The organism is Pseudomonas sp. R3-18-08 (assembly GCF_003852065.1).
Classification (GTDB): domain Bacteria; phylum Pseudomonadota; class Gammaproteobacteria; order Pseudomonadales; family Pseudomonadaceae; genus Aquipseudomonas.
On record NZ_CP027729.1, the window covers coordinates 1,320,713 to 1,344,305 of the forward strand.

At 59.4% G+C, this 23,593-nt stretch carries 27 protein-coding genes; 21 read left to right on the forward strand and 6 right to left on the reverse strand.

The features are described 5' to 3' along the window. Window positions 1–52: 52 nt before the first annotated feature. Window positions 53–2,104, reverse strand: coding sequence for a methionine--tRNA ligase (gene metG, locus C4J92_RS05940; RefSeq protein ID WP_124403247.1), 2,052 nt, complete (start codon window positions 2,102–2,104; stop codon window positions 53–55). Window positions 2,105–2,276: 172 nt separating this feature from the next. Between metG and apbC the strand changes: the two genes are divergently transcribed. Further along, window positions 2,277–3,371, forward strand: a complete 1,095-nt coding sequence (gene apbC, locus C4J92_RS05945) for an iron-sulfur cluster carrier protein ApbC (RefSeq protein WP_124403248.1) — start codon at window positions 2,277–2,279, stop codon at window positions 3,369–3,371. Between the two features lie 455 nt (window positions 3,372–3,826). Here the strand turns inward: apbC and fdxA are convergent, their stop codons facing one another. From fdxA to C4J92_RS05965, 4 genes are all read right to left on the reverse strand, one after another. Further along, the gene (gene fdxA, locus C4J92_RS05950) at window positions 3,827–4,150 is read right to left on the reverse strand and encodes a ferredoxin FdxA (RefSeq protein ID WP_124361524.1); all 324 of its coding nucleotides are present in this window, start codon (window positions 4,148–4,150) and stop codon (window positions 3,827–3,829) included. Between the two features lie 142 nt (window positions 4,151–4,292). Further along, window positions 4,293–6,884, reverse strand: coding sequence for a DNA mismatch repair protein MutS (gene mutS / locus C4J92_RS05955; RefSeq protein ID WP_124403249.1), 2,592 nt, complete (start codon window positions 6,882–6,884; stop codon window positions 4,293–4,295). Window positions 6,885–7,067: 183 nt separating this feature from the next. Then, a complete protein-coding gene (locus C4J92_RS05960) occupies window positions 7,068–7,439 on the reverse strand; it encodes a hypothetical protein (RefSeq protein ID WP_124403250.1) in 372 nt (123 codons plus the stop codon). After that, window positions 7,432–7,920: a Panacea domain-containing protein gene (locus C4J92_RS05965; RefSeq protein ID WP_124366018.1), complete on the reverse strand. Its 489-nt coding sequence runs from the start codon at window positions 7,918–7,920 to the stop codon at window positions 7,432–7,434. The genes C4J92_RS05960 and C4J92_RS05965 overlap by 8 nt, the downstream gene beginning before the upstream one ends. 262 nt (window positions 7,921–8,182) lie before the next feature. Between C4J92_RS05965 and C4J92_RS05970 the strand changes: the two genes are divergently transcribed. Continuing rightward, window positions 8,183–8,917: an XRE family transcriptional regulator gene (locus tag C4J92_RS05970; protein ID WP_124403251.1), complete on the forward strand. Its 735-nt coding sequence runs from the start codon at window positions 8,183–8,185 to the stop codon at window positions 8,915–8,917. A 43-nt stretch (window positions 8,918–8,960) separates the two neighbouring features. Here C4J92_RS05970 and C4J92_RS05975 read toward each other — a convergent pair whose 3' ends face one another. Then, the gene (locus C4J92_RS05975; RefSeq protein ID WP_372238146.1) at window positions 8,961–10,292 is read right to left on the reverse strand and encodes an IS4 family transposase; all 1,332 of its coding nucleotides are present in this window, start codon (window positions 10,290–10,292) and stop codon (window positions 8,961–8,963) included. Window positions 10,293–10,941: 649 nt separating this feature from the next. Between C4J92_RS05975 and C4J92_RS05980 the strand changes: the two genes are divergently transcribed. From C4J92_RS05980 to C4J92_RS06065, 19 genes are all read left to right on the forward strand, one after another. After that, window positions 10,942–11,280 (forward strand): phage holin family protein, encoded by a 339-nt coding sequence (locus C4J92_RS05980; RefSeq protein ID WP_124357270.1) that lies wholly within the window; start codon window positions 10,942–10,944, stop codon window positions 11,278–11,280. 16 nt (window positions 11,281–11,296) lie between these two features. Beyond that, a complete protein-coding gene (locus C4J92_RS05985) occupies window positions 11,297–11,812 on the forward strand; it encodes a hypothetical protein (protein ID WP_124403252.1) in 516 nt (171 codons plus the stop codon). A 3-nt stretch (window positions 11,813–11,815) separates the two neighbouring features. After that, window positions 11,816–12,424 carry a phage baseplate assembly protein V gene (locus tag C4J92_RS05990; protein WP_124403253.1) on the forward strand — a complete coding sequence of 203 codons (609 nt, stop codon included), beginning with the start codon at window positions 11,816–11,818 and terminating at the stop codon, window positions 12,422–12,424. 12 nt (window positions 12,425–12,436) lie between these two features. Beyond that, window positions 12,437–12,769: a phage baseplate protein gene (locus C4J92_RS05995; RefSeq protein ID WP_124361531.1), complete on the forward strand. Its 333-nt coding sequence runs from the start codon at window positions 12,437–12,439 to the stop codon at window positions 12,767–12,769. Beyond that, complete coding sequence (locus tag C4J92_RS06000; protein ID WP_124403254.1) at window positions 12,766–13,761, forward strand: baseplate J/gp47 family protein; 996 nt, start codon at window positions 12,766–12,768, stop codon at window positions 13,759–13,761. Before C4J92_RS05995 ends, C4J92_RS06000 begins: the two co-directional genes overlap by 4 nt. Next, window positions 13,758–14,396, forward strand: coding sequence for a phage tail protein I (locus C4J92_RS06005; RefSeq protein WP_124403255.1), 639 nt, complete (start codon window positions 13,758–13,760; stop codon window positions 14,394–14,396). Before C4J92_RS06000 ends, C4J92_RS06005 begins: the two co-directional genes overlap by 4 nt. Beyond that, window positions 14,393–14,923: a hypothetical protein gene (locus tag C4J92_RS06010; protein ID WP_124403256.1), complete on the forward strand. Its 531-nt coding sequence runs from the start codon at window positions 14,393–14,395 to the stop codon at window positions 14,921–14,923. The genes C4J92_RS06005 and C4J92_RS06010 overlap by 4 nt, the downstream gene beginning before the upstream one ends. A 53-nt stretch (window positions 14,924–14,976) precedes the next feature. Then, window positions 14,977–15,729 carry a hypothetical protein gene (locus tag C4J92_RS06015; RefSeq protein ID WP_124403257.1) on the forward strand — a complete coding sequence of 251 codons (753 nt, stop codon included), beginning with the start codon at window positions 14,977–14,979 and terminating at the stop codon, window positions 15,727–15,729. Between the two features lie 9 nt (window positions 15,730–15,738). After that, a complete protein-coding gene (locus C4J92_RS06020; RefSeq protein WP_124361536.1) occupies window positions 15,739–15,975 on the forward strand; it encodes a tail fiber assembly protein in 237 nt (78 codons plus the stop codon). Between the two features lie 88 nt (window positions 15,976–16,063). Continuing rightward, window positions 16,064–16,237: a hypothetical protein gene (locus C4J92_RS26925; RefSeq protein ID WP_164484513.1), complete on the forward strand. Its 174-nt coding sequence runs from the start codon at window positions 16,064–16,066 to the stop codon at window positions 16,235–16,237. A 2-nt stretch (window positions 16,238–16,239) separates the two neighbouring features. Beyond that, the gene (locus tag C4J92_RS06025) at window positions 16,240–17,406 is read left to right on the forward strand and encodes a phage tail protein (RefSeq protein ID WP_124366027.1); all 1,167 of its coding nucleotides are present in this window, start codon (window positions 16,240–16,242) and stop codon (window positions 17,404–17,406) included. After that, the gene (locus C4J92_RS06030) at window positions 17,406–17,912 is read left to right on the forward strand and encodes a phage major tail tube protein (RefSeq protein WP_124366028.1); all 507 of its coding nucleotides are present in this window, start codon (window positions 17,406–17,408) and stop codon (window positions 17,910–17,912) included. The genes C4J92_RS06025 and C4J92_RS06030 overlap by 1 nt, the downstream gene beginning before the upstream one ends. Window positions 17,913–17,964: 52 nt before the next feature. Next, the gene (locus C4J92_RS06035) at window positions 17,965–18,546 is read left to right on the forward strand and encodes a phage tail assembly protein (protein ID WP_124403258.1); all 582 of its coding nucleotides are present in this window, start codon (window positions 17,965–17,967) and stop codon (window positions 18,544–18,546) included. 295 nt (window positions 18,547–18,841) lie between these two features. Next, window positions 18,842–20,893, forward strand: coding sequence for a phage tail tape measure protein (locus C4J92_RS06040; RefSeq protein WP_256657458.1), 2,052 nt, complete (start codon window positions 18,842–18,844; stop codon window positions 20,891–20,893). Further along, the gene (locus C4J92_RS06045; RefSeq protein WP_124403260.1) at window positions 20,893–21,276 is read left to right on the forward strand and encodes a phage tail protein; all 384 of its coding nucleotides are present in this window, start codon (window positions 20,893–20,895) and stop codon (window positions 21,274–21,276) included. Before C4J92_RS06040 ends, C4J92_RS06045 begins: the two co-directional genes overlap by 1 nt. Beyond that, on the forward strand, window positions 21,269–21,481 hold the full coding sequence (locus C4J92_RS06050) for a tail protein X (protein ID WP_124403261.1): 213 nt from the start codon (window positions 21,269–21,271) through the stop codon (window positions 21,479–21,481). The genes C4J92_RS06045 and C4J92_RS06050 overlap by 8 nt, the downstream gene beginning before the upstream one ends. A 9-nt stretch (window positions 21,482–21,490) precedes the next feature. Next, window positions 21,491–22,492: a contractile injection system protein, VgrG/Pvc8 family gene (locus tag C4J92_RS06055; protein WP_124403262.1), complete on the forward strand. Its 1,002-nt coding sequence runs from the start codon at window positions 21,491–21,493 to the stop codon at window positions 22,490–22,492. A gap of 23 nt (window positions 22,493–22,515) precedes the next feature. Then, a complete protein-coding gene (locus tag C4J92_RS06060) occupies window positions 22,516–23,073 on the forward strand; it encodes a glycoside hydrolase family 19 protein (RefSeq protein WP_124403263.1) in 558 nt (185 codons plus the stop codon). After that, window positions 23,061–23,555: a lysis system i-spanin subunit Rz gene (locus tag C4J92_RS06065; protein ID WP_124403264.1), complete on the forward strand. Its 495-nt coding sequence runs from the start codon at window positions 23,061–23,063 to the stop codon at window positions 23,553–23,555. Before C4J92_RS06060 ends, C4J92_RS06065 begins: the two co-directional genes overlap by 13 nt. The last annotated feature ends 38 nt before the right edge of the window (window positions 23,556–23,593 follow it).

Here is a 23,593-nt window from a genome sequence, read left to right on the forward strand (position 1 = left end):
CGGTGCAGGCTGAAAAGCCCCGGCGCCGAAGCGCCAGGGCATCTTGCAGGGGTTACTTGATGCGTTGACCCGGCTTGGCGCCGCTGTCCGGGCTCAACAGGTAGATTTCTTCGCCGCCAGGGCCAGCCGCCATCACCATGCCTTCAGATATGCCGAACTTCATTTTTCGTGGCTTCAGGTTGGCGACCATCATGGTCAGGCGACCATCGAGCTTGGACGGGTCCGGGTAAGCGCTCTTGATGCCGGAGAACACATTGCGTCGCTCGCCGCCCAAATCCAGGGTCAGGCGCAGCAGCTTGTCGGCACCTTCCACGGCTTCGGCCTTGACGATCAGTGCAACGCGCAGGTCCACGGCGGCAAAGGTGTCGAACTCGATTTCATCGGAAATAGGGTCCTTGGCCAGCTCGCCGTTACCTGCGGGCGCAGTCGAGCCGGTGTCCGTCTGGCTGGCGACTAGGTCTTCTTTCGAAGCGTCGGTCATGGCCTGGACTTTCACCGGGTCGATGCGGGTCATCAGGGGCTTGAACGCGTTCAACTGGTGGTTGCTGAGCAGCGTGGCGTGGTCATTCCAGGTCAGTGGCGCGACGTTGAGGAACGCTTCTGCGTCGGCGGCCAGCAGCGGCAGCACCGGCTTGAGGAAGATCACCAACTGACGGAACAGGTTGATGCCGGTGGCGCAGATCGCCTGAACCTCGGCCTCTTTGCCTTCCTGCTTGTTCAGCGACCAGGGTGCCTTGTCCGCAATCCAGGCATTGGCACGGTCAGCCAGGCCCATGATTTCGCGCATTGCACGGGCAAAGTCACGGGCTTCGTAAGCGTCGGCGATGCTCGGCGCGGCGGCCAGGAACGCATCGGTCAGTTCCGGAGCGGCATTTTCAGCGACCAGTACCCCCGCATTTCCCTTATGGATGAACCCGGCACAACGGCTGGCGATATTGACGACCTTGCCGACCAGGTCCGAGTTGACCTTCTGGACGAAGTCTTCCAGGTTCAGGTCGAGGTCGTCGACGCCACGGCCCAGCTTGGATGCATAGTAGTAACGCAGATACTCCGGCGACAGGTGGTCCAGGTAGGTGCGCGCCTTGATAAAGGTGCCACGGGACTTGGACATCTTCTGCCCGTTCACCGTCAGGTAGCCGTGCACGGCAATGCCGGTCGGCTTGCGGAAGCCCGAACCTTCGAGCATCGCCGGCCAGAACAACGCGTGGAAGTTGACGATGTCCTTGCCGATGAAGTGGTACAGCTCAGCGGTGGAGTCCTTGCCCCAGAACGCATCGAAGTCCAGCTCTGGCGTGCGGTCGCAGAGGTTCTTGAAGCTGGCCATGTAGCCGATCGGCGCATCCAGCCACACGTAGAAGTACTTGCCCGGCTCGCCCGGGATTTCAAAGCCGAAGTACGGCGCATCGCGGGAGATGTCCCACTGCTGCAAGCCGCTGTCGAGCCATTCGGCGAGCTTGTTGGCCACGGCGTCCTGCAGGGTGCCGCTGCGCGTCCAGGTTTGCAGCATCTGCTGGAAATCCGGAAGCTTGAAGAAGAAGTGCTGGGAATCCTTGAGCACCGGGGTGGCGCCGGAGATGGCCGACTTCGGATCCTTCAAGTCAGTCGGGGCATAAGTCGCGCCGCATTTTTCGCAGTTGTCGCCGTACTGGTCTGCGGTGCCGCATTTCGGGCAGGTGCCCTTGATGAAGCGGTCGGCCAGGAACATTTTCTTTTCCGGATCGAAGTACTGGGTGACCGACCGCTGGTCGATGTGCCCGGCTTCCTTCAATCGCAGGTAGATCTGGCTCGAAAGCTCACGATTTTCGTCGGAGTGGGTCGAATGGAAGTTGTCGAAATCCACCAGGAACTCGGCAAAGTCGGCGCTGTGTTCAGCCTGCACATTGGCGATCAGTTGTTCCGGGGTGATGCCTTCCTTTTCGGCGCGCAACATGATGGCCGAACCGTGGGCGTCGTCCGCGCAGACGTAAATGCATTGATTGCCGCGATGCTTCTGGAAGCGCACCCACATATCTGTCTGGATGTACTCAAGCATATGGCCAAGATGGATGGAACCATTGGCATAGGGCAGGGCGCTGGTGACGAGGATCTTGCGTGGCTCGGACATGGGGCTCGGCTACTTGATGAAACGGAGGTCGGCCACTATAAAGCGCCGGGAAATTTATTTCACCCCGTGGTGCTGTTTCAGAATTTTCCATCCCTGCGAAAGCATGCCGCTGGCGGCCTGGAACGGTTAGGATAGCCGCCTGTTTCAGTCAGTCTTTTTTCGGGAGTTGCCCATGAGCGCCGTCAATCGCGCAGCGGTGGAAGCCGTTCTTCGCCAGTACACCGACCCCTATTTGAACCAGGACCCGGTCAGTGCCGGCTGTGTACGGGCTATCGAGGTCCAGGGTGACCAGGTATCGGTCCAGTTGGAGCTGGGCTATGCCGCTGGCCTGTTCAAAAGCGGATGGGCGCAGATGTTGCAGATAGCCATCGAAGGCCTCGATGGCGTGCGCTCGGCCAAGGTCGATATCCAGTGCGTGATCGCGCCGCACAAGGCCCAGGCGCAGATCCCTGGCCTGGCCAACGTCAAGAATGTGATCGCCGTGGCGTCGGGCAAGGGCGGTGTGGGCAAATCCACCACCGCCGCCAACCTTGCCCTGGCCCTGGCCCGCGAAGGCGCGCGCGTGGGCATCCTCGACGCCGATATCTATGGTCCGAGCCAGGGTGTGATGTTCGGCATCGCCGAAGGTACACGGCCGAAGGTCAAGGACCAGAAATGGTTTGTGCCGATCGAGTCCCTGGGCGTAGAGGTCATGTCCATGGCTTTCCTGACCGATGACAACACGCCGATGGTCTGGCGCGGGCCGATGGTCTCCGGTGCGTTGCTGCAATTGGTCACCCAGACCGCCTGGGGCGATTTGGACTACCTGGTGATCGACATGCCGCCCGGTACTGGCGATATCCAGCTGACCCTGGCGCAGAAAGTCCCGGTGGCCGGCTCGGTGATCGTCACCACGCCTCAGGACCTGGCGTTGCTCGACGCGAAGAAGGGCGTGGAAATGTTCCGCAAGGTCAACATCCCGGTGCTGGGTGTGGTGGAAAACATGGCCGTTCACATCTGCTCCAACTGCGGCCATGCCGAGCATCTGTTCGGTGAGGGTGGTGGCGAGAAGCTGGCGACTCAATACGGCGTCGAACTGCTGGCCTCGTTGCCGCTGTCGATGGCCATTCGTGAACAGGCCGATGGCGGCAAGCCCACTGTGGCTGCCGAGCCCGATGGGCAGATTGCCATGGTCTACCAGGAGTTGGCCCGCCATGTGGGCGCCAGGATAGTGCTGCAGGAAGCGATTGCTCCCGCGATGCCGACGATCACGGTCAGCGACGACTGAACCTTGCGTAGGAACGTTACCTGTCAGGCTCGTTACGCTTTTTCCGCAGTAACCTGTGTAAGCATTCGCTTACTTTTTTGTAGGTATTCGGTTTTTTTACAGGGTGTGAGCGTCTCGAATCCGTGAGCGATGTTTCTAACTGATTGAAATAAAACAGTTATTTATCTTTGTGTAAACGCCCGCGCCCTGCAGTCGCCCAGTTGGATCCCGTTGAACTTATTTTGGGATTCTCTAACATCAGCCCTGTGTCCACGGATTGGCACGGCCATCAAGGAATGATGGTTTGAAGGAATGTCGCAGGATGCGACTCATCAGGACGATGAAAAAGGAATACAGGGACTAGGGAAAAAATGTGGGCGGGTCATACCGCCCCTTTTTTCGCCTGTAGAAAAGTGAAACCGGATACGTAGAAACGCAAAAAGGCCCGCAAGGGGCCTTTTGGGACGGTGACGCTATCAGCGTTCGAGCTGTGCAATCTTACCTTTTTTGCCGTCCCACTCCGCTGCATCGGGCATCGGATCTTTGCGTTCAGTGATGTTCGGCCAAATCTCTGCCAGCTCGACGTTCAACTGAATAAATTCCTGCATCTCTGCCGGGACTTCGTCCTCGGAGAAAATCGCAACGGCCGGGCATTCTGGTTCACACAGGGCGCAGTCAATGCACTCGTCCGGGTGAATGACCAGGAAATTCGGGCCTTCGTAGAAGCAGTCCACCGGACACACTTCTACGCAGTCGGTGTACTTGCACTTGATGCAGTTGTCGGTGACGACGAAGGTCATTTCTAATTTTCTCCTCAGGCGGCGGCAGCGAAACCCCGTGTGGCAGGGCTCGCGAGGTTCGGGAGCGATAGTCTGCAGGCCAGGCTCATAGCCCGCAGCATCCCAAACCGCGCGAGAGTCTACCAGCTTGCAAGCGTCAGCGTTATATCCGAGTCTTCAGTGCATATAACATTTCGAGCGCTTTGCGTGGGGTCAAGTCATCCACGTCGAGCTTAGCCAACTCATCGAGTACCGGATGGGGCAGGCTGGCGAACATATCGCTCTGATGCGGCACGGCGGATTTCTTGCTGGCCTTGGCTGGGCTGGCGACGACCGTTTCATGGGGCAGGGCCGTGGTTTCGAGGCGGCTGAGGTGCTCGCGGGCGCGGGTGATCACATCATTGGGCACACCGGCCAATTGTGCGACCGCCAAACCATAACTCTGGCTCGCCGGGCCCGGCAGCACATGGTGCAGGAACACGATGCGCTCGTTGTGCTCGGTGGCATTGAGGTGCACGTTGGCTACCAGCGGCTCGCTTTCCGGTAACACGGTCAGTTCGAAGTAGTGGGTAGCAAACAATGTATACGCGCGCAGGTGAGCCAGGCGTTCAGCCGCGGCCCATGCCAGCGACAGGCCGTCGAATGTGCTGGTGCCGCGCCCGACTTCGTCCATCAGTACCAGGCTACGCTCGGTAGCGTTATGCAGAATGTTGGCGGTTTCGCTCATTTCCACCATGAACGTCGAACGCCCACCGGCCAAGTCATCACTGGAACCGATCCGGGTGAAAATCCGGTCCACCAGAGACAGCTCGCAACTGGCCGCCGGCACGAAGCTGCCGATGTGGGCCAGCAGCACGATCAATGCGGTCTGGCGCATGTAGGTGGATTTACCGCCCATGTTCGGACCGGTAATCACCAGCATGCGGGTGTCGTCGTCCAGCGACAGGTCGTTGGCGACGAACGGCGTGGTCAGCACCTGCTCGACCACCGGATGGCGCCCTTGCACGATACGCATGCACGGTTCGCTGACAAACCGTGGGCAGTTCAGATCCAGGTTCAGCGCACGCTCCGCGAGGTTGCTCAGCACATCCAGCTCCGCCAGGGCGGCTGCAGTGTCTTGTAGCGGTGCCAGGCGGCTGATCAAGTCTTCAAGCAAGGCTTCATAGAGCATTTTTTCCCGCGCTAGGGCGCGGCTTTTGGCCGACAGCGCCTTGTCTTCGAAGGCTTTAAGCTCCGGAGTGATAAACCGCTCGGCGCCTTTGAGGGTCTGGCGACGTTGATAATCGATAGGCGCCGACTCGGCCTGCTTGCTCGGCAACTCGATAAAATAGCCGTGCACCCGGTTGTAACCGACCTTCAGATTGGCCAGCCCGGTGCGGGCTTTTTCGCGCGCCTCCAGGTCAATCAGGAACTGCCCGGCGTTTTCGCTCAGCGATTGCAGTTCATCCAGTTCACTGTCGTAACCCGTCTTCAGAACACCGCCATCACGGATGATCGCCGGCGGATTGTCGATAATGGCCTTTTCCAGCAGGGCCGCGAGATCCGGGTATGTGCCAGCGGTGACGGCCAACTGCTGCAGGTGCGCAGTGTCCAACTCGGTCATCGCCGCCTGCAATTGCGGCAGAGCACCGAGGGCATCGCGCAGGCGCGCCAGGTCACGTGGGCGCGCGTTGCGTAGGCCGATTCGTGCCAGGATGCGCTCTATATCGCCAATTTCTTTGAGTTGCGGCTGCAGCTTTTCAAAGCGATAACCGTCCAGCAGGCAGGTAATGGAAGACTGACGCGCTTGCAGCACGCTCAAATCCCGCAGCGGGCGGTTCAGCCAGCGGGTCAGTAAGCGGCTGCCCATGGCGGTCTGGCAGCGGTCGACTACCGATTGCAGCGTATTGTCACGCCCGCCCGACAAGTTGGTATCCAGTTCCAGGTTGCGACGGCTGGCGCCATCGAGTACCACGGTATCGTCCAGACGCTCATGGCGCAGGCTGCGCAAGTGCGGCAGGGCCGTGCGCTGGGTTTCCTTGGCATAGCTGAGCAGGCAGCCGGCGGCGCCGATGGCCAGGGTCAAGGTTTCGCAACCGAAGCCTTTGAGGTCCTGCACGGAGAATTGCTGACACAGGCTTTTGAGCGCCGAATCTCGCTCGAAATCCCACGGTGCGCGCCGCTTGGTCCCACGGCGCTTCTCCGCCGGCAGGTCCTTGGGCCAATCGTCCGGAATCAACAACTCCACCGGGTTGATACGCTCCAGTTCCGCCAGCAGGTTCTCCCAGCCCTTGATCTCCAGCACGCTGAAATTGCCGCTGGTGATATCCAGTACCGACAGGCCGAACAAACGCTCATCACCCAGGACAGCCGCGATCAAGTTATCGCGCCGCTCATCCAGCAGCGCCTCATCACTGACCGTACCCGGCGTAATAATGCGCACCACCTGTCGTTCCACCGGCCCCTTGCTGGTCGCCGGATCGCCGATCTGCTCACAGATCACCACCGACTCGCCCAGCTTCACCAGCTTGACCAAGTAACCTTCCAACGAATGGTAAGGAATCCCACACATCGGAATCGACTGCCCCGCCGATTGCCCGCGCGCGGTCAGGGTGATGTCCAGCAACTTGGCGGCCTTCTTCGCATCCTCATAGAAGATCTCGTAGAAGTCGCCCATGCGATAGAACATCAACTGATCAGGGTGCTGGTTCTTCAGGCGCCAGTACTGCTGCATCATTGGAGTGTGGGAGGACAGATCGGAGGCGTTTTTACTCATTGGGTAATAGGCAAATTCGTTGAAAGTGATGGGGCAAAGGGCGCGCTTGGCCCAGCATTTTTTGCAATGGCGGCAAGGTTAACACGCGAGGTCGGGGGTTCGCAGTTTGCAAAAGGCCAGGTAATACGCGGGAAGAAAAACGGCTATGCATTAAAGGTGCACGAAGTGCCGTCTGTAGAGGTTTTACTTTGCCCTGCGACCGCTGGCAGGAAACAAACCTCTGATAACACCCAGGAAAGCCGCAAACAGATTGATCGAAGTTGCGGTGGTGATGGCCACTAACACGTTATCCGAGAACGGCGCTTTACCGGAGTAATACGTCGACCAGCCATTCCACACGAGGAGGACCGCCCAGAAGATCACGCCGCAGGCAGCAAACCAAAAGGCGCGCCCCGCATATTTCTTACGCAGCTGCCTTTCGGCCTTCTGGTCTTTCAGGTTCTGGTTTCTTTCATCGTCGGTGCCTATGGCTTGCTCGCCACCGGCTTGGGAGTCCTGGTCAGGCCCTGCCATGGGGGGCAGGGTCAGTTCCAGGTTGTCGAGTTCTTCACTCACGGATGCGGCTCTTTGGGTGAATGAGTGCTGCCATGTCTTCCCAGTCAATGGCGGAACCGTCGGCGCCCTTGAGGGCCCAGGCTGTGCCGTCCTCGTGGGAAAGGTTGGACAGTTGAGTGCCCGACCATTTGCCGTATTTGTTAATGATCCGGTCAATCAAACGATGGGTGTAGGTATCGCTCTCAGGAACCCTCGGTGTAACAAAGACAATGTCTTCGTCGTCGGGCTTCAAATTGCTGAGCAGCGAAGTCACGGGACGGCTGCCGTAGGATTTCAACTCATGGTAAAGCGAGGGAATGACCGGGCCATATTGCCAGCGGGCAAAGTGGTCATCCATAAGCGGTTGATCCCGCTCGCGCAGATGCCAGGACTGGGTATAGAACAGCAGCTTTTGCAGCTTCATCGGCGTCAGGCCTGAAAGCTTGCCTTCCTTCGCGCGTTCAATGAAGGCGTTAGCGACAGCTAGAGCTGAATAAGCCATGGGCACCTCCGTCGTTGCTGGCTAGGTTGTTACAGAGTTTATACATAGGCCCTGAATTGTCGATAAGCAAGGGCGGCTGTCAATCTGCGCCCTTTTTACATCCGGTCGCCCGCGAGTATATGAAGTCGCACGGAATGATAGAGGCTGTTTGACTGTTCGTATATACAGTATTTTGTTTCAGATTCGCCTAATCAGCTTGTTTATGCATAAATATGCAAATTAGCATTTGCCATCTGCAAAAACTCTCGTCACTATTCCGGTTATGCAAAAACGCAACGTTTCTATCGTCTTGAAAGAGCTGCTGGATCGCGACCGAATCTCCCCCACGGAGCTTCATCGGCGCACCGGCGTGCCTCAATCCACCCTGTCCCGGATCCTCAGCGGCAAGATCGTTGATCCGTCGGACAAACACATCTCACGCATCGCCGAATACTTCCGCGTCAGCACCGACCACCTGCGCGGGCGCGCAACGGTAGGTACCTTGCGTGATGACGGGCGCGACCCGATGCATTCGGAACTCAAGGACATAAGCCTGTGGGACGACGACACCCCCGTTAATGATGACGAGGTGTCGATCCCCTTTCTGCGTGAGGTTGAATTGGCTGCTGGATCAGGAAGATTCGTCATCGAGGAAAGCGAGAAGGCCAGCCTGCGCTTTGGAAAGCGCAGCCTGCGGCATAACGGCGTGCAGTTCGACCAGGCCAAATGCGTGACGGTACGTGGCAACAGCATGTTGCCGGTGCTGCGCGATGGCGCGACGGTGGGAGTGAATGCCGGCAAGAGCGGGATTGGCGACATCGTCGATGGTGACCTGTATGCCATCAATCATAATGGCCAGCTGCGGGTGAAACAGCTCTACCGCCTGCCGTCCGGGATTCGTCTGCGCAGTTTCAATCGTGACGAGCATCCGGACGAGGACTACAGCTTCCAGGATATCCAGGATGAGCAGATCAGCATCCTCGGCCATGTGTTCTGGTGGGGCATGTATGCCCGCTGACCTACTTACGTAAGACAAAGCCCGCCAACGAGCGTAATGCTGTTCACTTAAGCGGAGCAGCCTTACGGTCCACTGGGTACCGGGTTTTGGAAATCTTCACCGTCCTTGGCCTTCCCGGCCTTGGGCGGTGATCCAGAAACATTCCTCCTACTCCTCCCCTCAGCTCGCTTAGCCTCCTTCCTGTTGCCGATACCGGATTAGCGGCTGCCATCACTATCAACTGCACCGCTATGTACTGGCAGGCAGGCTTGAACCGTATATCCGAAGGTGCGCGGCCGAACGCTACAGCGGCTTGGCTGGCCTCTCGACGAATAATGTTATAAGCCAGCAAAAGCCCCCAGACCTCCTGATAAATCAGCTCGACTTTCTTACTGCGTAGCGTTACCGCGTTCTGTTGCATCGAGCTTTTGATATCCCTGAAGCCCAGCTCAATCTCCCATCGTTCCAGGTACAGCTCAGCCACAGCTGCGGTGTCGTAGTCCTCGACAGGCAAAGAGGTAAGCAGCGATCGGACTTTCCCATGGCTTTCATAGCTAACTTCACGCACTTCCCAACTCAGGGGCAACTCAGGATTTCGTTTACGTGCCTGAGGAGAAACCTTCATCCGGACGAGACGGTCGTGCTCGCCGTAGCGCTCTACTTCCTCCATGACCAAATTCTTGCGAGCAGGTGTCAGCCAGTGTCGGTTCGCGCCGCCGCCCACCACGCTTAGCAGTAGATCCGCGCCCCAGAAGCCTTTGTCGAACAAGGTGATCGAATTGTCCGGAATTTGCCCCAGAAACGTTCCGGCCAACCGCATTTCACTGCCCCGATAAGGGCTGAGCTGCGCATCGAGGATGACATGCGAACGGACATTCATCAGCGCAACGAGCCGCAGCATCGGAAACGGGGTCTGACGGTCGGTGCCGGTGTTACCGGAGCCAAAATGTTCTCTGAGCTCAGGTGAGTCAGCAGTTCGCAGTAGTGCACCGTCCACCGCGAAGACCTGTAGACCGTTCCAGTCATCTCCCTCGTAGCGCTCGTTGCCCCAATGTTTACCGGTCTGACGGAACAGCGATTCAACGGGGTCAGCGCCAAGCCTTTTGCGAGCTTCAGTTACCCCGCTTCGGGCCAGCAACTGATCAGAAGCCAAGCCTTGCGCGCAGATATTCAAACGCCTGGCGACCTCATGAACAGGCTCATCGCGGAACAGAGCCATGCCCAAAACTAGCCAAAGAACTTGATCGCTCGGCAAACGGCGCCGTCGTATCGTAGCTTGCGCCGAGAGGTTCAGCGCACTCGCTACCCACTCGATAGGGATGTTCTGAGTGAAGGTGCTCAGGTCAGAAAAATTGAAGAGATCGCCGAGGTCGAGCAACTGCTGCTGAATGGGCATAAAAAAATCCGATGCCAGGGGTCTGACATCGGATTCTCTAGAAAGCCCGGCTTGGACTCAAATGCTTAAGTGAACAGCATTACGCCAACGAGCGGGTTTTTTTCGTCTGCATAAAACCGGCAAACCTCCGGCCCGTCAGGCTTTTCATGCATGAGCGCATCCGTTTGATAAAAATAAATGCATTTGTGCATTGACTGTATATGCATACATGCATATTCTTCATCTCAAGCCAGCCAACAAGGCCTGGTGGAGGCGGCAAGGATGCTGCCAAGGAAGACAAGGAAGGCACGTAACACCGGCAAGGACGCCATCGAAGCGATGGCAAGGATGCCAGGCAACACCGGCAAGGATGCCGACGCTCTTTAGTGGTAGCGCTTCAAAAACAGGCAGCGATGAACCGGCCTTAACGGTTCAGAGGGTTGGCAACTGACCCGGGTGTGCAGCGTAAAGCACCAGAAGCAGTTATCCGGCAGACAGGGATCGTGGTCGGAAAAACATTGAGGAAAGGACCGTACCGCGCCAGTAGCGCCGAAAGTCCGCAGACAGCATTACTGAAAAGCCTGGGCAACCGGGCTTTTTGGAATGCCTACCTATCGAAGTATGTGTAATTGAAAAACGGACTATTCAGTGCTCAGCCAGGAGGCGTGACATGACAAACGAACAACAAGCGTTAGCGGAAATGCCTATCTGGCTGGTGATTATATTGGCGTTGATCGGCGGGGTGTCCGGCGAAATGTGGCGCGCCGACAAGGAGGGCGCCCGCGGCTGGTCGCTGATTCGGCGCCTGGCGCTCCGGTCCGGGGCGTGCATGGTCTGCGGGGTTTCGGCCCTGATGCTGTGCTACGCCGCCGGGATGTCGATCTGGACCGCCGGCGCCATTGGTTGCCTGACCGCCATGGCCGGTGCCGACGTGGCCATCGGCCTTTATGAGCGCTGGGCGGCCAAGCGCATCGGGATCAATGAAGGTTCCCGTCAGGACCCGCAGTAACCGCAAGGACGCTCAAATGACCCTTATCGAAAAGCCATCCCAACTCCCCCAGGCTATCGGCGTGGCGCTGCATGCAGCCTTCCCCGACCTCAGGGTCGGCAGTCACCAAGACTTCCAGAGCGACGCAGAAAAAACCGGCGTGATGGTCACGGTTGAAGGCAATGGCCCTGGCATTCGCTCCCGCGAAGGCCGCAAGGCCCATGCCCTGACCATATCGCTCACCGTCATGGTCGCCCCCGGCGCGTTGCCGTTCGATGCCTGCGACCTGGCCAGCCAGTTGATGGACCTGGTGTTGGACAACCGTTGGAGCCTGCCTCAGTCCCAGTGCGATTTGCCAACGACTATTGTCGCCGCTCCTTCTGGGCGTGCGACCGAAGCAACGGACTACGACACCTGGACAGTGTCCTTCACTCAAACCCTCTACCTCGGACCCGTGTTGCTTGATGATCCTACAGGCCAACCGCTGTTTGCCTCTACCTGGGACGTCTTGGACATCGATGATCCCGATCAATACAAGCCCTTGGCGGAGTAGCCCATGTTCGACACGCTGTTACGCATGCAACTGGGGCCGATTGTCGAGCGCCTGGCGGAGATGGAGGCCCAGCTCGAAGACCTCTACCGGCGCGCTGAAAGCTTCTGCCGAATTGGCGTTTGCCAACAGGTCGATGCCGCCAGCAATACCTGCAGGGTCAGCCACGGCGAGTTGCTTACGCCGGCCATCCGCTTTTTCAACCCCAGCGCCGGTGCGCAAACCGAAACCCGTATTCCATCCGTGGGCGAACAATGCCTGCTGCTCAACTACGGCGGTGGGGAAGGGGGCTCACAGTCTGTGGCGCTGTTCGGCCTCAACAGTAGTCTCTTTCCGCCTGTTTCCACTGTGCCTTCCTTGACCCGGCGGCGCCATCAGGACGGCACACAGAGCGACTATGACGACGCCAGTCATACGTTCAACTGGGTCAACGGGCCGACGATGCTCAGCGCTTCTCGCGAACAGGTCGACGTCAAGGTCGGCGCCGCCAGTCTGACCCTCAGCCCGCAGGGCATCACCCTGCAAATCGGCGGCACCGCACTGTTACTGGATGGCGGCGGCGCTCACTTCAGCGGCCCGGTGATAGACCACCAAGGTCGAGTCATCAGCCCCTGATAAGGACATTCCATGATCGGCATCGATCGCAACACCGGGGCAGCCGTCGATGACTGGCTGCAATTCGTGCAGCGCGCCACCCGAGCGCTGACCACACCCGTCGGCACGCGGCAGAAGCGTCCGCTGTATGGCTCGCTGATCCCGCAACTGCTCGGGCAGAACCTTGGCGATGACCTGCTGCTGCTCGCTCAAAGCCACGCGGCCCAAGCGTTTTACAACGCGCAGAACGGCATCGGCGATTTCCAGCCCGAGGTCATCGTCGCCACCCGCCAGGGCGCCGGGCTGCTACTGCGGTTTGCCGGCACCTGGAAAAACCGCCAACAATCCTTCGAGGTCGTGACATGAGCATGCTGATCCCTGGCCAGAACCAACTGGCCGAGCCGGCGATTATTGCAGTCGATGAGTTCGAGCCGCTGCTCGCCGAATTCAAGGCGTTCGTGGTCGATTACGTTGCCACCCGTGCGCCGCAAAGCGCGGCCAAACTCAAGGTCAGCCTCGACAACGAAAGTGAACTGCTGACGTTGGCGCTCGAAGCCTTTTGCGTGCGCCTGCAAACCCATGAGCGCAAATACAATGCACGCATCAAGCAGATGCTGGCGTGGTGGGCCACCGGCAGCAATCTGGATGCGCGCTTGGCTGACATGGGCCTTGAACGCCAGGTGCTCAATCCCGGTGACCCGGCGGCCTTCCCGCCCGTGCCGCCGACCCTGGAAAGCGACGACGATGCTCGCTTGCGCTATTACCTCGCGCCCCATGCCCCGGCTGCCGGCTCGCGGATGCAGTATCGCCGCGAAGTGTTCACCCTTGGCGAGCGACCCACCGTTAAGGTACAGAGCGCCTCGCCGGGCGTGGTGACCGTTAACTACACCTTCGACCCGGACGGCTATGCGGCACAGGTCAAGGACGGCAATGGCCGTCGCACCGCGCCCGGCGAGGTGATGGTCACCGTATTGTCTCGTGAGGGCGACGGTACCCCCTCTGCCGATTTGCTTGACGGTGTACGCCGACATTTCGCACGGCCGGATGTACGGCCGGAAACCGATCTCGTCACCGTCCAGGGCGCACAGATTCAACCCTACAAGATTCGCGTCATCGCCAAAATCAACGCCGGCCCGGACTCGGGCCTGACCCAAGTGGCGGCGCAGCAATTGCTGCAGACTTACGCGGACTCCTGCCATCGCCTGGAAGGGCGCGTCGACCCCAGCTGGATCGACTACGCCATCCACAGTGCAGGGGCGGCGCAACTGCAAATCCTTGAACCGCTGGCGCCGATTGTCAGCAGCGCGTTCCAGGCCCCGTATTGCACGGGTGTCGAAGTGGAGGTACGTACGCTATGAGTGAACCTGACGCGAGTTTGTTGCCGGCCAACAGTTCACCGCTGGAAAAGGCCCTGGACTTGGGCTTCGGCCAGTTGCTCGAGCGAGTCACGCCGCCGTTTCCGGCGTTGATGAACCCACTGCAAACCCCCAGCGAATTTCTTCCTTACCTGGCCGCCGACCGCGGCGTCAGCGAATGGGATGCCGACGCCAGCGAATCGGAAAAGCGCCTGACCGTGGCCTTGTCCTGGCAGATCCAGCGCCAGGCCGGCACACCCAAGGCGCTGAGCTATGCGGTGGAGTCACTGGGATTCACCCCCAACATCAGCGCCTGGTACCAGCAGCGGCCAATCGGTACGCCCTATACCTTCGACGTGCAGGCGATCATTGGGCGCAGTTGGTCCAGCGGCGACCACAACCGGCTCATCCGCCGCATCAACGCAGCCAAAAGCGAGCGGGATCAGGCGACGATTACGGTTGTTCACGAAACCGAAGGTCGGCTTGCGTTGACGCAGGTCCTTCATGCCCCGCTAAGCGACGGCGAGCTGTATTTAAACGGCGCGCTGCCGGAGTTGGCGTTGGCTGCTCGACTTAACAGTGTCGGCATTGCCCGGCACTACACCATTAACGACTACGACCTCAGGGCGCAGCCATGACAGATGAAATCACGCGCCTGGTGCGCTTCACCTCCAAGGGTTTGGATGAAGTGCTGCAGGCAAAGAATCAGGGCCTCAAAGGCGAAATCACCCACATCGGCGCCGGCACCGGCCGCTACAACCCTGATGGCACGGAAATGGTGTTGCGCGATGAGCGCCAACGGGTCGCCATCGTGGATTACGAAGACCTGGGCGAGCGCCAACTCAGGATGGCCGCACTGTTTGATGGCGACGGTGAGTATGAGATCGGCGAGTTCGGTTTTTACCTCGCCAGTGGGACTTTGCTGGCGGTGTATTCCGTAGAAGGGAAGTTGCTGACGTATAAAGCGGCGGCTGCGCGGGTACTTCAGAAGTTCACGCTGGATATTTCGCCGTTGCCGGTGGACAGCGTGACGATTGTGGTGGGGAATGACAATTTGAATGTGCTATTGACTGATGAAATTGCGGCCTTGTCAGCTGCGAGCATAGACAATATGGCACGCGGTGTAGGGGTTCTATTTCGAGTGATGGAAGTTGAAAGAAAATAGAGCGTTTTTAACTGATTTTACATGACGCTTTCCAGGCGTTTAGGAGCATTAATTTGAGTACCGAACAGCAACTTGCTGCCGTCGTAAATGCGGCGAATAATTTGACTAGCGTCATTACCGGAAAAGTTGGAGAAATTGACAGGGCGATAGTAGATGCCCGCCAAGCGTATGACGCTCAATTGGCGGAGTTGAAAAATAGACTCCCAAGATTGGCGGTCACCAAGAACTTCAATTTGTCCCCGAATGCCGACGGAACACTGATTGAAAATTGGGGGATTCATGCTGAAGTGACGCCCACTAAGCTGCGAACTATCACCTCTGTCTCTCAAGCGGCCGGACGCCCGCAAGCTGATGTGGATTTCTTGCTTCAGGTGCAGGCAGATGTGCGTGAACAATATCCAAACTTTGAAATCAGGGCCAGCGACTATTGGCGCACGTTCGTATACCTGTGGCAAATGAAGTGGTCGGTGTCAGACGTTAGTCCCTGGCTCGCGTTCCCTTACACTGTCGATATGGCCCTCGCGAATGGCTCTGGCGCAGTACCGCAGAACTCCTACCTGACGGTTGGTGCCTTCGTACGTCTTTTGGAGGGTAACGTGTCTGGAGCATGGAGTAATGGCGTTGAAAAAGGCAAATGGCGCTGGTGTTCCAGTGTTATTTCTCCTACGGAATTGTTTGGAACTTATTACCACCTGCACCCGATGCGCACCTCTTCAACCGGCGTTGTTGAGGTGATGCTCGCAGGGGCATGCACAGGCGTTGTAACCAACCCAGGTGATTGGGGAACGATGTTGGCCCTAGGCTGAGGAGAGAATATGAAACCACTATTTATACCTGCTGAACTTCATCCGATTATCAAGTGGGAAATGATTCGTAAGGCAAGGGATCAAGACTTGTCGGCGAGTGATTATGCAGCAATGCCAGACTATCCGATGCTCGACACCCATAAGCTCTTATTCGCTGAGTATCGTCAAAAACTGCGTGATATTCCTGATCAGGGAGAAGACCCAGACGCAGTGCTCTGGCCATCCAAACCCGATTTCCTGAAATAACTGATAACCGCGAAAGCGGTTTTTTTTCGCCCTCCCAAAGCCCCTCCCCGCAGGGGCTTTGGCGTTTCTCACCCGGAGAATCCTACCCATGCCCACCCGCCAAACCTACACCGTCCTCATCCCTTTCCCCATCGGTAACGGCCACTGGTCCACCGCTGGCGAGGAGCTTGAATTGCTGGACGTCGAAGCATCCGCCCTGCGCACCGCCGGTCGTCTGGAACTGACCAGCGTCCTCAATTCCACCCCCAAGAAGGCTGACTAATCATGGCTGAGGTTTTGAACTTCGAGCACAACGGCATCACCGTGAATGCCACCGAATCCCCCGAGGCCATGGGTGGCCTGGGTGATAACGTCATCGGCCTGGTGGGCACCGCCCCCAACGCCCATGCATCGATCCCGAAAAACGCTCCGTTCCGGATCAACAGCTTTACCACCCAGGCGCTGCTGGACCCTACCGGTACCGAGTCGGGCACGCTGTTCCAAGCGGTGTACCAGATCCTCAAAGTGGTAAAGGTGCCGGTCTATGTGGTCATCGTCGAAGAAGGCGCCACCCCGGCCGACACGGTCAACAATGTGATCGGCGGCAACGACCCCGTCACCGGCCGCAAACTCGGCCTGGCTGCCCTGGGCAGCGTGCCTGAAGACCTGACCATCATCGGCGCCCCAGGCTTTACCGGCACCAAGGCTGTGGCTGGTGAGTTCGCCTCCTTCGGCAAGCGCATCAAGGCCCGTGTGGTGCTGGATGGCAAGGACGCTTCGGTCGCCGATCAAGTGACCTACAGCGGCGAACTGGGCGGTGCCGACCTCGGCTTCGACCGTTGCCTGCTGGTGCACAACATGCCGTCGGTGTATTCCAAAGCCGCGAAAAAGAATGTGTTCCTGTCGCCGTCCTCATTGGCCATAGCCGCACTTGCCAAGGTCAAGCAATGGGAAAGCCCAGGTAATCAGGTGACCTTCGCCGAAGACGTTTCCCGCGTCGTCGAGTACAACATCCTCGACACCTCCACCGAAGGCGACCTGCTCAACCGTTATGGCGTGAGCTACTACGCCCGCACGGTGCTCGGCGGTTTCTCGCTGCTGGGTAACCGTTCCATCACCGGCAAGTTCATCAGCTACGTCGGCCTCGAAGACGCCATCAGCCGCAAGCTGGTCAAGGCCGGTCAGAAGGCCATGGCCAAGAACCTCACCAAGTCCTTCATGGACCAGGAGGTCAAGCGCATCAACGACTGGCTGCAAACCCTGGTAGCCGACGAAACCATCCCTGGCGGCAGCGTCTACCTGCACCCGGAGTTGAACAGCGTCGAGAAGTACAAGAACGGCACCTGGTTCATCGTCATCGACTACGGCCGCTACGCGCCGAACGAACACATGGTTTATCAACTCAACGCCCGCGATGAAATCATCGAGCAGTTCCTGGAGGACGTTCTCTAATGTTTACCAACCGAGTCAGACAGGCCATTGCGGCCACCCTTCAAGGCCTGCCGTTGTCGGCCACGGTCGATTCCTTTACGCCGCCGAAGATCGAGTTCGAAATGGACCCGATGACCGGCGGGCGCTTCATCGCCGAAGAGGTGGCCAAAAGCGCCAAGGTGCTGGGCGCAACCCTGGTACTGCAAGGGGTAGGTGCAGAAATTCTGCTGGCGCTTGGCGTCACGCAGGGTGATGACATCCTGTTGAACGTGCGTGAAGCCGGCCAGGACCAGGATGGCAAGACCTACTTCACCTACCACACCGTAGGCGGCAAGTTGAAGTCTCTGGCCGAAACCGCGCTGACGATGAACGCCAAGCCGGTCACCACCCTGGAGCTGTCCTGCCGCACCTACAGCCGTCTGGAAAACGGTATTCCGGTGATCGACATCGATGTGCGCACCCAGAAGTTCGTGCTCAACGGCGTCGACATCCTCGGTGACGCGCGCCGCGCCGTGCTGATGCCTTAATCCCCCTGGGGGCGGGTCAGCTCGCCTCCATACCCCATCAAGGAATTGCCCCATGGCCTGGATGCCTCCGTTACACATCCTGCTGTCCCCGATCACCGCCGACACCGGCGTCGTGATCGAGCAGATTCAACTGAAGCCGTTGTTCTACGCGCCACAGAAAGAAGCCCTGGCACGCGCCGGTGATGACGAGGATGACCAGTTTTTCGAACTGGCAAAGCTCGCCACCGGCCTGTCGGAAAAAGAACTCGACCAACTCAAACGGCCGGACTACGTCAGCATCGCGCAGTACGTACACGAGATGTCGACTCAGCCTGCATCGTTCTACCTCGATCAAGCTGATGCGCCACGCGAATCGTTGACCTGCGAGCAGGTCGCGCTGCTGCTGCCCCTTGAGGCCAGCGGCCGCACGCTTACCCACGTCACCCTGGAAATGCCCGCCCTGCGCGCCACCAAAGTGATGAAAAAGCTGCCCACCAATAAAGAACGTGCCGAGTTCATCACCGCGCATTGCGCCGGCCTGATGATTCCCGATCTCGCCGGACTCACCGTGCCCGACTGGACAGAGTTGCAGGGGCGCATCGACGATTTTTTAAACAAACCGGCGGACTTCTTTCGGAACGCGACATCGAAGTGATCCTCGATGTAGTACCGCTGGTTTACTCGGTAAGCGAAGCGGAAATCCTCGATTGGAATGCCGGGAAAGCAATGCGCCGCTATGACATCGCGATCAGTCGCCTTGGGCTCAAACAGGAGTAGAGCGGGATGGCAGACAGTAACTATGCGGGCGGGTCGGCCATCGTCAAGGACGGCTGGCTGACTCAAGGCTCACTGGCACAGGGTGGGGGCAGGCCAGCCTCAACCCGTTCGCGCAAACGCTGACGGGGCCGGCTGAGGCTGGGCCGGGGAGTGCTGCGAACCTGGCATTGGCATTGGCCGATGCCAGCCTGCAGATCAATCATCTGGCCGACGGTCAAAGCCGCCTTGTGCAGACGCTCGAGCTGTTCAACGTCTCGCTGCTCAAGGTGATGGACGCTCGGCAAGCCGACGCCGAGCTGGCTGGGGCGAGCGATACCACTACCAGCACGACGGCCAATACAGGCACACCGTCGCAGGCACTGGATGCCGCGATGACCGACCTGGACCAGCTGTTGCAATTCGTCAGGCACGAGCGCAAGTCAGTGCGTGAAGCCAACCTCGCCATGGCGTCGGAGCCTGTGGTGGCGGCCAGTGGCGCGAGCGCCGTTGACCTTGCGAAGGTCGAGTACGTTGCCGCCAAGTCGGGTATCGGCAGCGACCGAGTTGACGCTTCAGGCAATATCGACCAGGCCGGGCGCCAGGCTGACCTGCAGCAGTTTGCCCGCGACGCCGCGATCATGGCGACGGCATTCAAAATCGATGTCAAGCACGCCGGTGATCTCATGGGCGGCTGGCGCGAGTCAATGCATCTGGACCGCGCACAAACCCTGGACTTGGCCGACGCGACAACGGTGCTGGGCAATGTTGTCTCGCTCAAGGCCGAATCGGCGGATATCGCGGCCATCGTGCAACATCAGGGTGCTGCCGCGACGGATGCGGGCATGAGCCCCGCGCAGGCGGCGGCACTGTCGGCTGCGTTGCTGAGTGCCGGTAACGGCAAAGGCGCTGCTGGCCTCGGGCTGGAAAAAATCAGTGCCGCCCTGGCTAAAGGCGACAGCGCTTCCCCTGGGCAGCGTAACGCCTGGGCAGCGCTGAAGCTTGACGCCGAAGTGTTGGCCGGCGGAATGAAACAGGATGCTGCGCAGACCCTGGTCACCGTGCTGGAGGCACTCAAAGCGCAACCGGCCGAAAGGCAGGCGGCGCTGGCGACGCAACTGTTCGAAGGTAACCAGGCGATTCTGAGCCTGGTGCCGATGATCGACACTGTGAAGCTGGCCTTTTCGCAAGTGGCCGACACATCCAGCTACGCCACATCGGCGTTGGGGGATCATGGCGCTCTTCTGCGCTCGGCAGCGGTTCGCGCCGATTCCACCCAGGCCCGTCGGCAGGCCTACGAGGCCAGTACTACACGTTTGCAAACCGCTTCCGACACCGCCCTGGCGCCTGTTGTGGATACCTCGCTGACGGCGATGACCGGTTTGGTCAATCGCGTGAGTTGGTTGGCCGAAGCCCTGCCTCAGGCCACTGCCGCTGTCACGTTGGCGGGGGCTGCGCTGGTGCCGGTGATTTCCGGCGTCTTTGATGCGGTGAAGGACAAGGTCTTTGAAAAGGTCGCCGGGAAAATTCTTGGCGAAGGCGGCGCCATCGACTCATCTGCCCGCCCGCAGCACTCTCGAGGTAACGACGCACCTGCAGGCAAACGCACGCCGGGTTCGGCGTCGGGCGCTGGTCGGTCGCGCAAAACGGCGAAGGCCAGCAAAGCCGCCAAGGGGGCTGCGTTGGGGCTGGTGCTGGCGAACGCCGGAGTCGATGTCACCAAGGGCGCGCTGTCGGGGAATTTGGGTGAAGCGGTTGGCACCAGCGTGGGCTCGGTAGGCGGCGGGGTCGCCGGTGGTTTTGCTGGTGAGTTCACCGGCATGGCGCTTGGCCGAGCTGTCGGTACGCTGGCGGGGGCGGTGATCGGTTCGGTTGTGCCGGGTGCCGGCACGCTGCTGGGTGGCGTCATGGGCGGCGTTGCCGGTGGTGCCATCGGCAAGGTGGTCGGCGGTGCCGTCGGGACGTTCGTCGGCAGCGACGTTGGCGCCTGGCTGGCTGAAAAAGTGATGGGGTCCGAGGATCGCTTGCCGTCTCCCACGGAGGTCAGCACTCACCTCAATACCCCTCAAGCCGATAACCGCCAAATCAACTTTGCCCCGCAAATCACTATCAACGCGCCGGAACAAGCCAGCTATCAGCAATTGGCGACACTCGTGGTGCAACAGATCGAAGCGCAATTTACCCCGCTGTCGATGGACAACCTGCTGGCGACGCGACGTGGCGCAGCACTCACCGATGGAGCTGTGTGATGCGACAACAGATGGTATTGGGCACGTTTATTTTCGGGCTGTCGCGCGGGTTCGCCTACGACACCCTGGATCGTGGGAGCAGTGGTGGCTGGGTCAGGCTGAACATTATTGCCGGCAAGCCCAAATCCAGCCAAGTGGGCCAGGATCTGGAAACACTGGCCTTTCGCGGCAAGGCAGCGCGTGCCAAGGGCATGCAGCGCCTGGATGAGTTGCGCGCCCTGCAAGACCTGCGGGCACCGTTGCCGTTGGTGGACGGCCTGGGGCGTAACTGGGGTTTGTGGACCATCAAGTCGATCAGCGAAAAACAAACCAGCGTGATCGACGACGGTACAGCGATGGCGATCGGTTGGTCGCTGATACTGGAGGAGTTCGTCAATGCGTAGGGTTCGAAGTATCGCTGGCGACTCGGTGAACCTGCTGCTCTACCGAGAGCTGGGGCGTTGTGATGATGCCGCAGAAGAAGCGCTGTGGCGCTTGAATCCGGAGCTGGCGGAAAAGGGCGCGGTATTGCCGGCAGGCGTCAGCGTGCTGGTGCCCGAATTGGATGCGCAACCTGCCGCGAGCCGGCCGGTTTCAGCCTGGGATTAAGGAACGATCATGGCACTTGGATTCACACCCGTAGTGGAGTTGTATGGCGCCAATGCTGCGCTGTTCAACGAGCGGCTATTGGAATGGGAGCATGTCGACGCAGCGGGCTTTGTCTCCGACCAGCTCACATTGACCCTGGATATCGAGGGCCTTGAAGGGTTGCCCGAGCTGGGCGGGAAAATCGGCTTGCGCGTGGGGTACCTTGAGTCCGGCCTGGTGGATAAGGGCGTATTCAAGATCACTCAGCGTACTCCGTCGCTGTTCCCGATGCGCTTGGCGCTGGTGGCCACGGCAGCGCCGTTCGATCAGCACGAATTCAAGCAGCGCCGTACCGCCAGCCATGGGCCGATAACCTTGGGCGCACTGTTTCGCCAATTGACCAGCCGCTACGGATTTTCGCCGCGTGTGGCGCCTGAACTCGAGCGCGAGCAGATCGCGCACATCGATCAGACCAATGAAAGCGACATGGCCTTTCTGACCAGGCTGGCCAAACGCTTCGATGCGGTGGCCAAGCCTGTCGACGAGCTGTATGTGCTGGGGCGTAAAGGCCAGATCAAGTCGTTGTCGGGCAAGGCACTGCCGGATGTGCAGTTGTCCGTTACCCGTAACAATCGCCCGGGTGACCAGGCCTTTATCAGCGCCAGCTTCACCGAAGCCTGCCGTGCCAAATACAACGGCGCGCAAACGTCCTGGTGGGATGCGGCAGCCGGCAAAAAGCATGTCGTAGAGGTGGGCATCGCGCCGTTCAAGGTGGTGACGCAACGCTACCAGAGCGAGGACGAAGCGCGCTCAGCGGCGCAGGGAGAGATGCGGCGTGTGGGACGGGAAGGGTTGCAGATCAATGTGGTTTGCCCCGGTAATCCCTCGTTGGCCGCTGAAGGCTTGCTGCTGTTGGACGAGTCGTGGCCAAGCTTTATGCAGGGGCGCTGGTCGATCAAGAAGGTAACGGCCAGCGGTAAACGAGCAGACGGCTATCGGTGCACGATCCAGGCCAGCGGTTTGTCGGTGTAGACACTTTTTCAGAGTAAAAACCAATGCTGATAACACTTGCCCAGCTTCTGGGTGTGATGCCTGGGGCCCGCCTTCGAACGGGCATTTTTTTGTCCCCTTTAAATGCAGCCTTCGTTCGGTATGAAATTAGCAGTGCCAAACGCATCGCCGCCTTCCTCGCCCAGATCGGCCACGAATCCGCCGAATTGCGCTACGTGCGCGAGCTGGGCAGCGATCACTACCTCAGCAAGTACGACACCGGCACCCTGTCCGCCCGCTTGGGCAACACCCCGGAGGCGGATGGTGATGGGCAGAAGTACCGGGGCAGGGGGCTGATTCAGGTCACGGGACGGCGCAACTACCTGGCGTGCAGCCAGGCACTGTTTGGCGATGATCGCCTGCTGCAGCAACCGCAGTTGCTTGAACAACCCCAATGGGCCTGCGAATCCGCCGCCTGGTTCTGGCAAACCAACGGCCTCAACGAATTGGCCGACAAGGACCAGTTCACCACCATTACCCGACGTATCAACGGCGGCCTGAACGGCCTGCAGGACCGTGTGCAATTGTGGGAGCGGGCGAAGGCGGTGTTATGCGTTTCCTAGGCTGGTTGCGCTGGGTCGGCGTGTGCCTGCTGCTTGCGCTGGTGTGGCAAGTGCAGGCCTGGCGCTATGGTGCGCAGCTTGAGCAGCAGGCGGCGGGTCATGCGCTGGCACTTGGTCAGCAGCGCCAGGCCGCGTTCGAACAGCAACAGGCAGAACAACAAAAACGCCTGGCCCTGGAGCAACAGCTCAACGCCAGTGACCAACAACACACCCAGGAGTTGAGCGATGCCCAACGTAACCAAGCTGCTCTGCGCGACCGCCTGGCCACTGCTGATGTGCGGTTGTCAGTCCTTCTCGACAGCGCCGCCACTGGCTGCACAGTGCCTGCCACCTCCAGCGCCGGCGGCGTGGTTCATGCAGCCCCACGAGCCCGACTTGACCCGGCGCATGCTCAGCGAATTATCCGCATCACCGACGACGGCGATAACGCCCTGATCGCCTTGCGTGCCTGCCAGGCCTATGTGCGGGCCGTCGCGCGTTAGTCTTTTGATGCACTCTGCAACTTGCATGACCGATGGGC

Coding starts and splice junctions, on each gene's coding strand:
- C4J92_RS06025 (WP_124366027.1), top strand. CDS start 16,240: ATGGCTGAGGTTTTGAACTTCGAGCACAACGGCATCACCGTGAATGCC.
- C4J92_RS26925 (WP_164484513.1), top strand. CDS start 16,064: ATGCCCACCCGCCAAACCTACACCGTCCTCATCCCTTTCCCCATCGGT.
- metG (WP_124403247.1), bottom strand. CDS start 2,104: ATGTCCGAGCCACGCAAGATCCTCGTCACCAGCGCCCTGCCCTATGCC.
- C4J92_RS05965 (WP_124366018.1), bottom strand. CDS start 7,920: ATGGCTTATTCAGCTCTAGCTGTCGCTAACGCCTTCATTGAACGCGCG.
- C4J92_RS06045 (WP_124403260.1), top strand. CDS start 20,893: ATGCGACAACAGATGGTATTGGGCACGTTTATTTTCGGGCTGTCGCGC.
- C4J92_RS05990 (WP_124403253.1), top strand. CDS start 11,816: ATGTTCGACACGCTGTTACGCATGCAACTGGGGCCGATTGTCGAGCGC.
- C4J92_RS06035 (WP_124403258.1), top strand. CDS start 17,965: ATGGCCTGGATGCCTCCGTTACACATCCTGCTGTCCCCGATCACCGCC.
- C4J92_RS06030 (WP_124366028.1), top strand. CDS start 17,406: ATGTTTACCAACCGAGTCAGACAGGCCATTGCGGCCACCCTTCAAGGC.
- C4J92_RS06020 (WP_124361536.1), top strand. CDS start 15,739: ATGAAACCACTATTTATACCTGCTGAACTTCATCCGATTATCAAGTGG.
- mutS (WP_124403249.1), bottom strand. CDS start 6,884: ATGAGTAAAAACGCCTCCGATCTGTCCTCCCACACTCCAATGATGCAG.
- C4J92_RS06005 (WP_124403255.1), top strand. CDS start 13,758: ATGAGTGAACCTGACGCGAGTTTGTTGCCGGCCAACAGTTCACCGCTG.
- apbC (WP_124403248.1), top strand. CDS start 2,277: ATGAGCGCCGTCAATCGCGCAGCGGTGGAAGCCGTTCTTCGCCAGTAC.
- C4J92_RS06010 (WP_124403256.1), top strand. CDS start 14,393: ATGACAGATGAAATCACGCGCCTGGTGCGCTTCACCTCCAAGGGTTTG.
- C4J92_RS06060 (WP_124403263.1), top strand. CDS start 22,516: ATGCTGATAACACTTGCCCAGCTTCTGGGTGTGATGCCTGGGGCCCGC.
- C4J92_RS05980 (WP_124357270.1), top strand. CDS start 10,942: ATGACAAACGAACAACAAGCGTTAGCGGAAATGCCTATCTGGCTGGTG.
- fdxA (WP_124361524.1), bottom strand. CDS start 4,150: ATGACCTTCGTCGTCACCGACAACTGCATCAAGTGCAAGTACACCGAC.
- C4J92_RS06055 (WP_124403262.1), top strand. CDS start 21,491: ATGGCACTTGGATTCACACCCGTAGTGGAGTTGTATGGCGCCAATGCT.
- C4J92_RS06050 (WP_124403261.1), top strand. CDS start 21,269: ATGCGTAGGGTTCGAAGTATCGCTGGCGACTCGGTGAACCTGCTGCTC.
- C4J92_RS06065 (WP_124403264.1), top strand. CDS start 23,061: ATGCGTTTCCTAGGCTGGTTGCGCTGGGTCGGCGTGTGCCTGCTGCTT.
- C4J92_RS05995 (WP_124361531.1), top strand. CDS start 12,437: ATGATCGGCATCGATCGCAACACCGGGGCAGCCGTCGATGACTGGCTG.
- C4J92_RS05970 (WP_124403251.1), top strand. CDS start 8,183: ATGCAAAAACGCAACGTTTCTATCGTCTTGAAAGAGCTGCTGGATCGC.
- C4J92_RS05985 (WP_124403252.1), top strand. CDS start 11,297: ATGACCCTTATCGAAAAGCCATCCCAACTCCCCCAGGCTATCGGCGTG.
- C4J92_RS05975 (WP_372238146.1), bottom strand. CDS start 10,292: ATGCCCATTCAGCAGCAGTTGCTCGACCTCGGCGATCTCTTCAATTTT.
- C4J92_RS06000 (WP_124403254.1), top strand. CDS start 12,766: ATGAGCATGCTGATCCCTGGCCAGAACCAACTGGCCGAGCCGGCGATT.